Below are 12,963 nucleotides of genomic sequence, written 5' to 3' on the forward strand. Positions count from 1 at the left end.
GGCTTTGTGGTTTTTGTCGATCTGGTCGCAGAGACAGGATTGGAACCTGCGGCCTTCTGGTCTCGCAGGGTTGCCTACAGCTCCTTGACCGTGCGGATCTGGTCCTTGTTGATCCGGGTGTGCTTGCCGTCGAGCTGTTCGAATTCATAGAAGCCCGAGTCATCATCGTACTTCGGAGTGTCGACCGCCTGGATCTCACGCCCGTCATTCAGCGTGATCACGGTAGGCGAGGCACACCCGGCGAGGGTGCCCAGGCCCAGGGCGAGCAGGAAAGCGGGGAGGGTCCGTTGAATCATGTTCTTTCTCCGATCAGGGGGAAGTTTGCGGTTAATGTCTGTGAGACGCACCACGTCGCAGCAAGTTCCTTGCAACTTGAGCATAGCGGCAGAACACTGACATTGACCGCAGGCAATACAAGGTGCTGCACGCGGGCGGGGCGGCGAAATCCTGTGATATAACACCGTCCATTCCTTCCCCGTTATGGATTCAAGGCCCCCATGAAAGCCAAGGCTGATGTACCGTTCGTGCCGCTCAACATTGCCGTGCTGACCGTCAGCGATACCCGCACTCTGGAGACCGACACCTCCGGCCAGGTCTTCGTCGATCGCCTGAGCGAGGCCGGCCATGCGCTGGCCGCCCGCGTGCTGCTCAAGGACGACCTCTACAAGATCCGTGCGCAGGTCGCCACCTGGATCGCCGACGAGCAGGTGCAGGTGGTGCTGATCACTGGCGGTACCGGCTTCACCGGCCGCGACAGCACACCTGAGGCGGTCGCCTGCCTGCTGGACAAGCAGGTCGATGGTTTCGGTGAGCTGTTCCGTCATATTTCCCTGGCCGATATCGGCACCTCCACCGTGCAGTCGCGGGCCCTGGCGGGCCTGGCCAACGGCACCCTGGTGTGCTGCCTGCCCGGTTCGACCAACGCGGTGCGCACCGGCTGGGACGGGATTCTTGCCGAGCAACTGGATGCGCGCCATCGTCCCTGCAATTTTGTCGCCCACCTCAAGCAGGCCGCGCCGTGTGAAAGCCGTGGCTGAGCCCGTCGTGACGCAGCCGCTGCTGCCTGTCGAGCAGGCCCTGGAGCGCCTGCTGGCGCTGGCCGACGCTGCCCGCATCGGCGAATCCGAAACGCTGCCGCTGGCCGAGGCCGAGGGCCGCGTGCTGGCCACGGCGCTGGTCGCGAGCCTGGACCTGCCACCCTGGCCCAACAGCGCCATGGACGGTTATGCCTTGCGCCTGTCCGACTGGCAGGGTGAGCCGCTGGTGGTCAGCCAGCGGATCTTTGCCGGGCATGCGCCGGCACCGCTGCAGCCAGGCACCTGTGCGCGCATCTTCACCGGTGCACCATTGCCGGCCGGGGCTGATTGCGTCGAGATGCAAGAGAACGCACAGGTGCTGGAAGACCAGCGCGTGCGCTTCACCGCGCCGCTGCGGCTCGACCAGAACGTGCGCCCGCAAGGCCAGGAAACACGCGCCGGCGAAACGGTGCTGGACGCCGGCACCCGGCTTGGGCCGATCGAGCTGGGCCTGGCAGCCTCGCTTGGCTGCGGCGTGCTGACGGTGGTGCGCAAGGTGCGTGTTGCGGTGTTGTCGACTGGCGACGAACTGGTCGAGCCGGGCCTGGCGCTGGGGCCGGGGCAGATCTACAACAGCAACCGGCGCTTGCTGGTGAGCTGGTTGCAGCGCCTAGGCTGCGAGGTGCTGGACGCCGGCATTCTGCCGGACGACCTGGCGCTGACCCGTGAACGCCTGGGTCAGCTCAAGGATGTCGACCTGATCCTGTCTACGGGCGGGGTGTCGGTGGGCGAAGCCGATTACCTGGGTGTCGCCCTGCGCGAGGAAGGTGAGCTGGCGCTGTGGAAGCTGGCGATCAAGCCGGGCAAGCCACTGACCTTCGGGCATTTTCGCGGCGTGCCGGTGATCGGCCTGCCGGGTAACCCGGCCTCGACCCTGGTGACCTTCGGCCTGCTGACGCGCCCGTATCTGCTGCGTCGCCAGGGCGTGCAGGACGTCGCGCCGCTGCAGTTCAGCGTACCCGCCGGGTTCGACTGGCCCAGGCCCGGCAACCGTCGCGAGTACCTGCGCGGGCGCATGGAACATGGTCAGGCACTGATCTACAAGAACCAGAGTTCAGGTGTGTTGCGCAGCGCCGCCTGGGCTGACGGCCTGGTCGAGGTGCGTGAAGGCACGGCACCGGGCAAGGGTGACAGCGTGCAGTTCATTCCGCTCAGCGAGCTACTCGGCTGAGGGTAGCAGGCCCCGCGCGGCGCGGTTGTCGCCCAGCGGTACCTGTGCCGCCAGGCGTGCATGCACGCTCTCCAGCTGCGCAGCGGCCAGGCTCCAGTCGTGCTGTTCACGCACGAACTGGCGGGCGGCGTCCGACAGTTGCTGCATGCGCAGGGGATGGCTCAACAGGCGCGTGATGATCATGGCCAGTTCGTCGGCATCGTTGCCGGCCAGGTAGTGCTCGCCGTTGCGCACGGCCAGCCCGGACACGCCCTGCGCGGTGGTCACCACCGGCAGGCCGGCGGCCATGGCCTCCAGCAGTTTGATCTTGCAGCCACCGGCGTGGCGCAGCGGTGCAAAGAACAGCGCTGAATGGCGCTGCAGTTCGCGCAGGTCGGGCAGGTAGCCGACCCATTCGATGCGCGGGTCGTTCCAGCGCAGCTTCCAGTGGGCCGGCAGCGCATGCCCGACCACGGCCAGGCGTACGGCTGGATTGTGTGACCAGACGTGCGGAAGAATGTCCTCCAGTGCCCACTCCAGCGCCTCCAGGTTGGCGCCGTACTCGAAATTGCCGACAAACAGCAGGCGCTGGCTGTGGGGGCACGGGGTGATGTGCTGATAGTGTTCGGCGTCTACGCCATTGATCACCACGGTGGCTGTGCGCCCGGTGAGCTGGCCGATTTGCTCGGCATCGCACGGGCTCACGGCAATCACTTCACTGGCCTGGCGCAGTACCCGCGATTCCCAGCGCCGGTAGCGCCAGCGGTCGAAGCTGTTGAAGGGGCGCAGCCACAGTGGCAGGCGGTCCTGGCAGGCTGCACCACCCACCGACTCCACATGATGCTCGCTGACCATGAAGGGCAGGCCGCTGGCCTGCAGGGCTTTTTCGAAGGGCTGGAAGCTGTAGCTGTGCTCGATCTGGATCACGTCCCAGTGCTCGCTCAGCAGGCCCTCGAAGCAGTGGCGCAGCTGCGGCGCCAGGCCGTTGATGCTGGCCCGCATCGGGTAGCCCACGTACAGCGCGGCCAGCAGGTTGAGCGGGCTGTGCAAGGGCCGTCGCGGCAGCACGATGAGGCGCTCGACCCACGGCTCCAGCGCCTCTCGGGCGGCGTCGCCGAGAGGGATCTTCGATTGCGTCAGCAGCGTGATCCGATGCCCTCGCTGGGCCAGGCCGCGCAACAGGTGATAGTGCCGGGTCTTGCTGCCGCTGGTGGTGGGCCAGGGCAGGTAAGGCAGTGTCCAGAGTACGCGCATGACCCTATTCCTCTCTTGCCGCTGGGGCATCGACAGGCTGAGACGAAAAACGCGCCCTGACAGGCCTCAGCTGATCGCTGGGGCCGGGGCGCGTCCATAGTTATCAGTAAAGCGCACGATATCGTCCTCGCCCAGGTATTCGCCGCTTTGCACTTCGATCATCACCAGGTCGATCACCCCCGGGTTGCTCAGGCGGTGCTCGCGACCGGGCTTGATGAAGGTCGACTCGTTGGTATGCAGCAGGAATTCTTCATCGCCGTTGGTCACGCAGGCCGTTCCGCTGACCACGATCCAGTGCTCGCTGCGGTGATGGTGCATCTGCAGTGACAAGCTCGCGTGGGGTCGCACCTCGATGCGCTTGATCTTGAAGCGCGGGCCTTCCTCCAGCACGGTGTAGGTGCCCCAGGGGCGTGTCACGCTGTGGTGCAGGCGATACGCGCGGTGGCCCTGGCGTTTGAGCTGCTGGGCGATCAGCTTGACCTCCTGGCTGCGGCTGGCGTCGGCGATCAGCAGGGCGTCGGGGGTGTCGATGACGATCAGGTTGTCCAGGCCGATGCCGCCGACAAGGCGCCGTGGCGAGTCGATGTAGCAGTTGCTGACGTCGAGCAGTACGGTTTCGCCGGTGCACTGGTTGCTCTGGGCATCGCCCGGTACCAGGCTGCGCACCGCGCGCCAGCAGCCGATGTCGCTCCAGCCCAGCTGGCTGGGCAGTACCGCGACCTGGCGGGAGGGCTCCATCACGGCGTAGTCGATGGAAATGTCGCGCACCGCTTCGAAGGTGTGCGGGTCCAGTTCGAGCTGCAGGCTGCCGCCGCCGCGTTTGCTCGGGCTGTGCTGCAGGCAGTGGTTGACCGCCTCCATCACGTCCGGGGCGTGGGCGTGCAGTTCACGCAGGATGGCATCGACGCGCAGGCAGAACATGCCCGCATTCCACAGGTGCCGGCCGCCGTCGACATAGCGCTGGGCCGTGTCGGCGTCCGGTTTCTCGACGAAGCGTGCAACCCGAAAGCCGTGCTCGTTCAGGGGTGTACCTTTCTCGATGTAGCCGAAGCCGGTTTCCGGTTGGGTCGGCAGCAGGCCGAAGGTGGTCAGCCAGCCCTGTTCGGCCAGCACCCGGGCGCGCGCCACGGCCTGCTCGAATGCCGCAAGGTCGGTGATCAGGTGGTCGGCCGGCAGCACCAGCAGGTGCGCATTTTCGCCGTATTCACGGGCACAGTGCAGTGCGGCGGCAGCGATCGCCGGCGCAGTGTTGCGGCCGAATGGCTCCAGAATGAAGTCCAGTGGCATGCCGGTGTGGTTCAGCGGGCGGTACTCGTCCTGGGTGCGGAAGAACACCTCCCGGTTGGTGACGGTAATGACGCGGGCGACATCCTTGAGTGCGCAGGCCCTGGCAAAGGTCTTTTGCAGCAGGCTCATGCCGTCGGGCATGCGCATGAAGGGCTTGGGCATGGCTTCGCGCGATACGGGCCACAATCGAGTGCCGGCACCGCCGGCAATGATGCAGGGGATCAGTGTGCTCATGTCACACGGCCTCGTGTGTAGGGTATTGCTCTCGGATGGTCAATAAAATGACTTTCTCTTATGAGATTTTTGTAATGGCCAATTACTTGTCGAATGATGCGCGTCGCTTCAAGGTCTTTCAATGTTATTTCCATGAATGGGTGGTTTTCCCGTACCCGGCATGCAGCATAACCGTGTTGTCATCGGTCGATATGGACGTGCGCCATCGGGCGCGGGCTGCCGCAGGCAGTGGGCGATAGGAGGGGAGGTGGTATGAGCGAGCGCAAGGCGTTGTTGATTCTGCATGGCAAGCAAGCCATGAACGAGGCGGTGCGTGAGGCCGTGAAGGGCCTGCGTGAGCGCGGCTGGCAGCTCGACGTGCGCCTCACCTGGGAGGGCGGTGATGCCCGGCGCCTGGTGCACGAAGCGCTGGCGGCCGGCTATGTGCACCTGGTGGCCGGCGGCGGCGACGGTACGTTGCGCGATGTGGCCGAGGCCATGGCGCAGGCTGCTACCCAGGCGAGCCTGGCGCTGATGCCGCTGGGCACCGCCAACGATTTTGCCAAGGCCGCGGGTGTGCCGCTGGAGCCCGACCAGGCGCTGGCATTGCTGGAGGTGCCGGCGCGGGCGATCGATTTGGGCGAGGTCGGCGAACAGATCTTCCTCAACATGGCCACAGGCGGGTTTGGCAGCCAGGTCACCGCCAACACCTCCGAAGACCTGAAGAAGGTGCTGGGGGCTGCGGCTTACCTGTTTACCGGGTTGTCGCGCTTCAGCGAGCTGCGCGCTGCCTCGGTCGAGTTGCAAGGGCCGGACTTTCACTGGCAGGGCGAGCTGCTGGCTCTGGGGATAGGCAACGGTCGACAGGCCGGTGGTGGGCATCTGCTGTGCCCGCAGGCACAGGTGGATGACGGCTTGCTCGACATCAGCATCCTGCCGGCCCCGCAGGAAGTGGTCGGTACCCTGCGTGATCTGCTCAGCGACGGGCTGGGGCTGGACAACCTGTTCGTGCGGGCGCGCCTGCCGTGGGTCGAGATCAAGAGCGCCGAAGGCCTGGACATCAACCTCGATGGCGAGCCGCTGCAGGGCGACGACCTGCGCTTCAAGGCGCTGCCGGGTGCGCTGTGGGTGCATTTGCCACCTGGTTCGGCCTTGCTCAGTCGTCCAGACTGATGATCTGCTCGCGCACGGCAAACAGCACCAGGCCGGCCACGTCGTAGATCTGCAGGCGTTTCATGATCTGTGAGCGGTGGGTTTCGACCGTCTTGATGCTCAGGCCCAGGCCGTGGGCGATTTCGCGGGTGGACTTGCCGCGTACGATCAGGCGCAGGATTTCCAGCTGGCGCGCGGTGAGGTTGTGGTTCTCGGCGGCATCAGGCTTGTTGCCGGCGCGCAGCAGTGCCTGGTTGATCACGGTATGCGCGATGGCCGGGCTGAGGTAGCGCTCATCGCTGCGCAAGGCTGCCAGTGCCTGTTCCAGCTCGGCGGCGGTGGTGTCCTTGAGCAGATAGCCATGCGCACCCATTTCCAGGGCCCGCATGATCAGTTCGGGGTCGGTGTGCATCGACAGGATCAGCACCTTGCTGCGACAGGCCGCAGCCTGCAGTCGGCCCAGAGCCTCCAGGCCACCGGTCGAACGCATGGAGATGTCCAGCAGCACGATGTCGGGATCCAGTTGCAGCACCAGTTCCAGCAGCTGGCTGCCGTCGTTGGCCTCGCCGATCACGGCGTAGCCGGGAATATCGGCCACCAGGGCACGCACGCCGGCACGGATCAGGGAGTGGTCATCCACCAGCAACAGATTACAGGTCATGGGGTTTACTTGTAGTGGCGCGCTCAAGGGTGCGCGGTGCCCAGGGGAACAGCACATCGATTTGGGTGCCCTGGCCGGGCTGGCTGGTGACCGTCAAGCGGCCATTGAGCAGGCTGACCCGCTCGCTCATGCCGGCCATGCCCCGTTGGCCTTCGTCGCCGGGGGCCGCTGCCGGGGTGAAGCCTTGCCCATCGTCGTTGATTGAAAGGGCCAACCCTTCAGGGGTGCGCTGGATGCACACCTTGAGGTTATGGGCGCGGGCATGGCGCAACATGTTGGTGATCGCTTCCTGGGTGATGCGAAAGGCCGCAATGGCCATGTCTTCGGGTATGCCGCCCAGGCGCTGCTTGCACTCCAGGCTCCAGTGCACCTCGGTGTTCTCCAGCGTGCGCAACAGATGTGCACGCAGGCTGGCTTCAAGGCCCAGGCTGGCGAGCTGACGCGGGTTGAGAATTGCCGACACGTCGCGCACGTTGGCCAGGGTGTCGTCCAGGGTGTTGCGCAGGGTGGTGCAGTGTTCTTGCAGGTCATCCGGCAGGCGCCGTTGCAGCCAGTCGGCCTGCAGCTTGGCGGCGGTCAGTAGTTGACCGATATCGTCATGCAGTTCGCGGCTCAGGCGCTGGCGTTCGCTTTCCTGAACTTCGAGCAGGCGGTGCGCCAGTTCTTGCGGGCGCATGGCAATCGAGCGGGCGGCCTGGCGCAGTTGCCAGCCGATGCCCAGAAGTGCGGCCAGTTGCAGGGCCAGCAGGCTGCCCGGCATCGGCGCTGCGCGCAGATACAGGTACAGGTTCGCTGCAGCCGACACCAGGCACAGCAGTGCGCTCAGCCAATGCAGCAGAGTCGCCCCGGGTGGGCAGCGCTTGAGTGTCTTGAGGCTTGAGAGCATAGGGAATGAAGCCAATGAAGTATCGCTGTTGAAAGCCGGTCAAAGGTCGAACTAGAGACGTTTTCAGTAACGCCTTCAATAACTTTTTACAGTCGCGCCAGGCACCGGGAACACACACTTGCGCGTGTGCCGAAAGCGCCGAACTTCAGCACTGGAAACTATCGGTGAGCAGCTCGTGTCGGGCATAGTATCACTTCATTTGAAAATGGTCGCGGGGCATGCAATAGGTGCTGACGATCAGATTTTACGGGGTGGTACGCCCGTTCCGGATGGCGCGAATTCTAGCACTTTGCCATCATTTGTGGCGATGGCAAACTCTGGGCACAAGGCCTTATGTACTTTTCTCTGCGCCCTGCTGACAGAACTATCCGAGCATTCTGTAAGTTAATTCTTAGTGTTGAGAGGCGTCGTGCGAAATAATCTGCTGCGAACGTTCTTTCTCAAACGCTTAGTTCAACAAGTTCGTGCGCCGAGTGCGGGGGGAGCGGTGGGGGAAGTGTCGGGAGTGGGCAGTTGCTTGAAGGTGGTTTCCAGCTCGTTCAACAGGCTCAACTGTTCGTGGTTGTCCAGAAACAGTTGCCCGGTGTGCGGATCGATCAGCTCCAGTTGCCAGGCCAGCAGGCTCATGCACGCCTGAAGCGTCGGCACGGCATGGTGCAAACGATTGCGTGACTGTTCTGGTTCAAGCCGGTCGCGCAATTGCAGGCAGAACTCGGCGATCTGTGGCTGCGCGTGCCGCTGTGCGCGTTTGGCCAGCCTGCTCAGGGTGGTCACCAGGCAATCGCCGGCATCGGCATCCTGGCCGATCAAGTCCAGGTGCGACAGGCATTCCTCGGCGCGGGTGAGCAATACGTGGGCATCGACCAGGAAGTCGGGTAGGGCGCTGATGTCCACCGTAGTGTCGGGCATCAGTCGTTTCCCGCCGGTGGCAGGCCTTCAACGGCGGCGAGAATGCTCTGGAACCCGCGGTTTTGCGGGGCGCACGGATTGGACGGCCACAACAAGGCATTAGCGAACAAAAGCCTGACTCCATTCATGCAATGAGAATGGCGTCACATTAATGGCTAAAGGATATTGCGAACATCAGGTCTCGCCTGATTGTCGCTAGGGGTTTCCCTGATAGCGTGATCGGGTTGCGACACTTTTGGGCGGGGTGCGACAGAACAAGGCGTGAGCGCAGTAAAGCATGATGCTAAAGTGACATCAATGCCCCCGGCAGGATTTTATTTTGGGGGTCAAGCCAAGACGAGTACGGCCGATACAAGGTCGATCTATTCAATTTCCGCAACAAGCCTGGGGGTTTTTTAATGGCTGGCATTCTCGACACGGTAGACCAGAGAACGCAGTTGGTAGGCGAGAACCGTCTGGAAATCCTCATGTTTCGCCTGGCCGGTCGCCAGTTGTTCGCGATCAACGTGTTCAAGGTGCAGGAAGTGCTGCAGTTGCCCAAGCTGACGCTGATGCCGCAGCGGCACGCGTACGTGTGTGGTGTGGTCAACCTGCGCGGCCAGACGCTGCCGGTGATCGACCTGTCGCAGGCGATCGGCATGCGCCCGCTGGTGCCGGGCCCGGACAGCACCATCATCGTCACCGAGTACAACCGTTCGGTGCAGGCCTTCCTGGTGGGCGGCGTGGACCGCATCGTCAACATGAACTGGGAGGCGATCATGCCGCCGCCGGCCAGCGCCGGTCGTCAGCACTACCTCACGGCCATCAGTAAGGTCGACGATCAGTTGGTCGAGATCATCGACGTGGAGAAGGTGCTGGCCGAAATCGTGCCTTACAACGCCAAGGTTTCCCGCGACAAGCTGGAAGATCCGGTGCTGGCGCGTGCCCGTGGGCGCGAGGTACTGCTGGTGGACGACTCCACCGTGGCGCTTTCGCAGTTGCGTGAAACCCTGGGGCAGTTGGGGGTCAAGATGCATGTCGCCAGCGACGGCCTCAAGGCGCTGAAGATGCTCAAGGGCTGGGCCGATGCGGGCGAAGACATGTGCGAAAAGTTGCTCATGATCTTTACCGATGCCGAAATGCCGGAGATGGATGGCTATCGCCTGACCACCGAGATCCGCAACGATCCGCGCCTGCGTGGCCTCTACGTGGTGCTGCACACCTCGTTGTCGGGCAGCTTCAACGAGTCGATGGTGAAAAAGGTCGGGTGCGACAATTTCCTTTCCAAGTTCCAGCCTGACAAGCTGGTGGATGTGGTGCGCCAGCGCCTGATGATGGACGAAGCGACCGTGTGATCCTGTGACGATTGCCGGGCAGCCGTTGCCCGGTGCTCGGTGTAAGCTGGCGCCTTTACCATCAGGGAGCAGGCCCATGCGTCTGAGCGCGTTGTATCGTTACCCCATCAAGTCGGCCCAGGGCAATCGTTGAGCCAGTCACCGTCAGGCCCGCTGGGCTTGCTCGGTGATCGACGCTGGATGCTCGTCGAACAGGATAACGGGCGCTTCCTGACCCAGCGCGCCTACCCCCGGCTGAGCCAGCTGTCGGCGCTGTATGCGGCTGACGGCGGGCTGCTTCTCAGTGCCCCGGGCCTTGACCCGTTGCAGGTTGCGGTGCCGGCACCGGACCACGACTTGCGCGGCGTGACCCTCTGGCGTGACACCTTGCGCGTACCCGATGCAGGCGACGCGGCGGCCGACTGGCTGAGCCACTTCATCGGTAAACCGGTGCGTCTGGTGCACGTGCCCGAACCGCGTACCCGCTATCTGCCGGCAGGTTATGGCGAGAACAGTGACCGGGTGGCGTTCGCCGATGGGTTCCCGCTGTTGCTGATTGGCCAGGCGTCGCTCGATGACCTGGTGCAGCGGGTCGGGCGGCCGCTGCAGATGCTGCGTTTTCGCCCCAACCTGGTGGTGGAGGGCAGTGCGGCGTTCGCCGAGGATGGCTGGGCGCGTATTCGCATTGGCGATCTGACCTTTCGGGTGCTCAAGCCTTGCACCCGATGCATCCTGACGACCATTGACCCGCAGACTGGCCAGCGCAGCGAAGACCGCGAGCCGTTGACTACACTCAAGACTTACCGGCAGAAAGAAGGCGATGTGCTGTTCGGGCAGAACCTGGTGGCCGACGGCGAAGGCGTGCTCGAGGTGGGGATGCCGGTCGAGGTGCTGTAGGTAACGGCCTTCCGGCCAAGGGGCCTGCGGTGTGCATCAGCGCCACCACAGGCTCCTGCAAGGCTGGCGATGCGGTCACTGACCGTCGAAGTACCGCTCATGCCAATCCACCAGCGGCTGCGGCGAATTGAGTTTCTGCCCGTAGATCACCGAGTACGACAGCACGTTCTGCACATACTGGCGGGTTTCATCGAACGGAATCGACTCCACCCACACGTCAAAGCTCAAATGGTCGGCGCCGCGCAGCCACTGGCGTACGCGCCCCGGGCCTGCGTTGTACGCCGCCGACGCCAGTACCCGGTTGCCATTGAACTGCCCGTGCACCTGGCTCAGGTACGCCGCACCCAGCTGGATATTCTTGTCCGGGTTCAGCACCTGCGCCGGCGAGGCCAGCGGGATGTTGAACTTGCGGGCGGTCTCCTTGGCCGTGGCCGGCATCAGTTGCATCAGGCCACTGGCGCCCACGTGGGAGCGGGCGTCGTCCATGAAGGCGCTTTCCTGGCGAGTGATCGCGAACACCCAGCTCGAATGCAGCCCGCGTAGCTTGGCTTCACGCACCAGGGTGTCGCGGTAGGCCATCGGGAAACGGATGTCCAGGTCATCCCAGTACTGCGCCTGGCTGATGGTGCGGATCGCCGGGAAGTACCAGCGCATCTCGTAGGCCAGCCGGGCCTGGGCGACCATTTCGTCGCGGCTGAAGTGACGGCTGACGTGGTACCACTCACGGCGCCCATCGACGATCTGGCCGCGCGCATGGAACTCCAGTGCCCGCCGCACGCCCGGTGTATTGCGTACCTTGTTGATCAACTGCTGGCTCAGGACCAGTGGCCGGTTGTTGAGCTGGTATGGGGTCTGCGCCCGGTCGGCGGCGAGGAAACCGTAGAAGTCGCGCTCGCGCGCGACGGTCTTGTACAGCAGCGGGATCTGCGGGTTCTTCGGCTGCGCCAGCTCCAGGCTGCGGGCCTGCCAGTAGCGCCAGCGGTTGGTACTGGCCAGGTCTTGCGGCAGGCGCTTGGTCAGCTCGTAGGCGTCTTCCCAGCGCGCCAGGCGCAGCAGCAGGCGCAGGCGCCACTCGGTGACCGTGTTGTCACGCAGCTCCGGGTCATACTTGGTCATCAGGTCCAGCGCCCGCGGGTCATAGCGACGCGCCAGGGTCAGGCCGATTTCACGCGCGATCGCGACCTTCTCGTCACGCGAGAAGTGCATGCGGTTTGCATAGTCGTCGAGCAGGGCCATGGCCCGCTCGGGGTCTTGCCGTGCCAGGCGGCGCAGGCCCAGGCTGACCACGTCGGACATGGCCTCGTCGGCGGGCGTGAAGCGCGACGGGGTGTTGAGCAGTTCGGGCTTTTGCGCCACGTCGAGCAGCAGGCGGCCCTGGGTGCCCAAGGTGGTCAGGCTCTTGACCAGCGTATTGGCCAGCGCATAGTTGCGCGCCTGTGCTGCCAGCTTGGCGCGTTCCCAGCGTTTTTGCTCGGTCAGTTGGCCTTCGGCGGCCCAGCGCTCGAACAATGCATCGCACGCGGCAGGCTGCGACTTGCCGACCAGCCAGAGTTTTTCGGCGCTGGCATAGCCTTCTGCGCGCAGGTTGTGGCTGAGCTGGTACTGGCCGTTGAGGCAGTCGAGCTCGGTGAAATTCAGTTTCGGGTCGTAATACTTGGCGAAGGGCTGCCAGTCGCCGCGCTCTGCCAGCCAGCGCAACCAGCGCAGCTTCATCCAGTTGGCCTGGGGCAGGTCACCGTGCTCGGCAAGAAACGTTTCGATCTCGGCGTTACTCGCGCTCTTGAGGCGCGCGGTGAGTTCGTCGTACGCCAGGTAAGGCTCCAGCGGGTAATCGCGCAGGGCTTGTTCATAACGTCGGTAAGGGCCGCTGTCGCCTTTGGCCAGGGCGCGTTTGGCTTCATCATAGAACTGGCGTTGCTGCACCAGGTCGGCGGCATGAACGGTGCCCGCCGCCGAGGCGGAAAAAAGCAGGCAGGATACGAGGCTGAGCAGGCTGCGGCGCATGATACTTCCGGACAGTTTGAGCAAAAACGAGTGTCGGCGGCGCCAGCACTGGTGGAGTCACGGGCTTAAGCTTAGCCGTTTGCCGGGGGCGGAAGAAAGCATTGTGCTTGTATCGGCGTGTAAAGAGGACCTCAGTGGGCGGCACGACCATGCTTAATGTG

At 64.0% G+C, this 12,963-nt stretch carries 11 protein-coding genes and 1 pseudogene; 5 read left to right on the forward strand and 7 right to left on the reverse strand.

The features are described 5' to 3' along the window. Nucleotides 1-74: 74 nt before the first annotated feature. Nucleotides 75-296 carry a YgdI/YgdR family lipoprotein gene (locus tag KUO17_RS10150; RefSeq protein ID WP_217975435.1) on the reverse strand — a complete coding sequence of 74 codons (222 nt, stop codon included), beginning with the start codon at nt 294-296 and terminating at the stop codon, nt 75-77. Nucleotides 297-497: 201 nt separating this feature from the next. Between KUO17_RS10150 and moaB the strand changes: the two genes are divergently transcribed. Both moaB and KUO17_RS10160 read left to right on the forward strand, forming a co-directional pair. Further along, nucleotides 498-1,037, forward strand: coding sequence for a molybdenum cofactor biosynthesis protein B (moaB, locus tag KUO17_RS10155; RefSeq protein ID WP_217975436.1), 540 nt, complete (start codon nt 498-500; stop codon nt 1,035-1,037). Then, nucleotides 1,021-2,247 (forward strand): molybdopterin molybdotransferase MoeA, encoded by a 1,227-nt coding sequence (locus KUO17_RS10160; protein ID WP_341869605.1) that lies wholly within the window; start codon nt 1,021-1,023, stop codon nt 2,245-2,247. Before moaB ends, KUO17_RS10160 begins: the two co-directional genes overlap by 17 nt. On the opposite strand, the gene KUO17_RS10165 is transcribed toward KUO17_RS10160, so the two are convergent. Both KUO17_RS10165 and KUO17_RS10170 read right to left on the reverse strand, forming a co-directional pair. Continuing rightward, the gene (locus KUO17_RS10165) at nt 2,236-3,480 is read right to left on the reverse strand and encodes a glycosyltransferase family 4 protein (protein WP_217975438.1); all 1,245 of its coding nucleotides are present in this window, start codon (nt 3,478-3,480) and stop codon (nt 2,236-2,238) included. The genes KUO17_RS10160 and KUO17_RS10165 overlap by 12 nt on opposite strands. Nucleotides 3,481-3,546: 66 nt before the next feature. Next, the gene (locus tag KUO17_RS10170; RefSeq protein ID WP_217975439.1) at nt 3,547-5,001 is read right to left on the reverse strand and encodes a mannose-1-phosphate guanylyltransferase/mannose-6-phosphate isomerase; all 1,455 of its coding nucleotides are present in this window, start codon (nt 4,999-5,001) and stop codon (nt 3,547-3,549) included. A 252-nt stretch (nt 5,002-5,253) separates the two neighbouring features. Between KUO17_RS10170 and yegS the strand changes: the two genes are divergently transcribed. Continuing rightward, nucleotides 5,254-6,153 (forward strand): lipid kinase YegS, encoded by a 900-nt coding sequence (yegS, locus tag KUO17_RS10175; RefSeq protein ID WP_217975440.1) that lies wholly within the window; start codon nt 5,254-5,256, stop codon nt 6,151-6,153. On the opposite strand, the gene KUO17_RS10180 is transcribed toward yegS, so the two are convergent. The 3 genes from KUO17_RS10180 to KUO17_RS10190 form a co-directional block, all read right to left on the reverse strand. Then, the gene (locus tag KUO17_RS10180; RefSeq protein WP_217975441.1) at nt 6,137-6,793 is read right to left on the reverse strand and encodes a response regulator; all 657 of its coding nucleotides are present in this window, start codon (nt 6,791-6,793) and stop codon (nt 6,137-6,139) included. The two genes, yegS and KUO17_RS10180, sit on opposite strands and share 17 nt — an antisense overlap. After that, on the reverse strand, nt 6,783-7,679 hold the full coding sequence (locus KUO17_RS10185) for a sensor histidine kinase (protein ID WP_217975540.1): 897 nt from the start codon (nt 7,677-7,679) through the stop codon (nt 6,783-6,785). Before KUO17_RS10185 ends, KUO17_RS10180 begins: the two co-directional genes overlap by 11 nt. Nucleotides 7,680-8,132: 453 nt before the next feature. After that, nucleotides 8,133-8,588: a histidine kinase gene (locus KUO17_RS10190; protein ID WP_217975442.1), complete on the reverse strand. Its 456-nt coding sequence runs from the start codon at nt 8,586-8,588 to the stop codon at nt 8,133-8,135. Between the two features lie 398 nt (nt 8,589-8,986). Here KUO17_RS10190 and KUO17_RS10195 point away from each other — a divergent pair, with 398 nt between their 5' ends. Next, nucleotides 8,987-9,922 carry a chemotaxis protein CheV gene (locus KUO17_RS10195; RefSeq protein ID WP_217975443.1) on the forward strand — a complete coding sequence of 312 codons (936 nt, stop codon included), beginning with the start codon at nt 8,987-8,989 and terminating at the stop codon, nt 9,920-9,922. A gap of 76 nt (nt 9,923-9,998) precedes the next feature. Then, a pseudogene (locus tag KUO17_RS10200) lies at nt 9,999-10,798 on the forward strand (MOSC domain-containing protein). Nucleotides 10,799-10,873: 75 nt separating this feature from the next. Here the strand turns inward: KUO17_RS10200 and KUO17_RS10205 are convergent. Next, nucleotides 10,874-12,802, reverse strand: a complete 1,929-nt coding sequence (locus KUO17_RS10205) for a transglycosylase SLT domain-containing protein (protein WP_217975444.1) — start codon at nt 12,800-12,802, stop codon at nt 10,874-10,876. Between the last annotated feature and the right edge of the window lie 161 nt (nt 12,803-12,963).

Source organism: Pseudomonas aegrilactucae, from assembly GCF_019168305.1.
Classification (GTDB): domain Bacteria; phylum Pseudomonadota; class Gammaproteobacteria; order Pseudomonadales; family Pseudomonadaceae; genus Aquipseudomonas; species Aquipseudomonas aegrilactucae.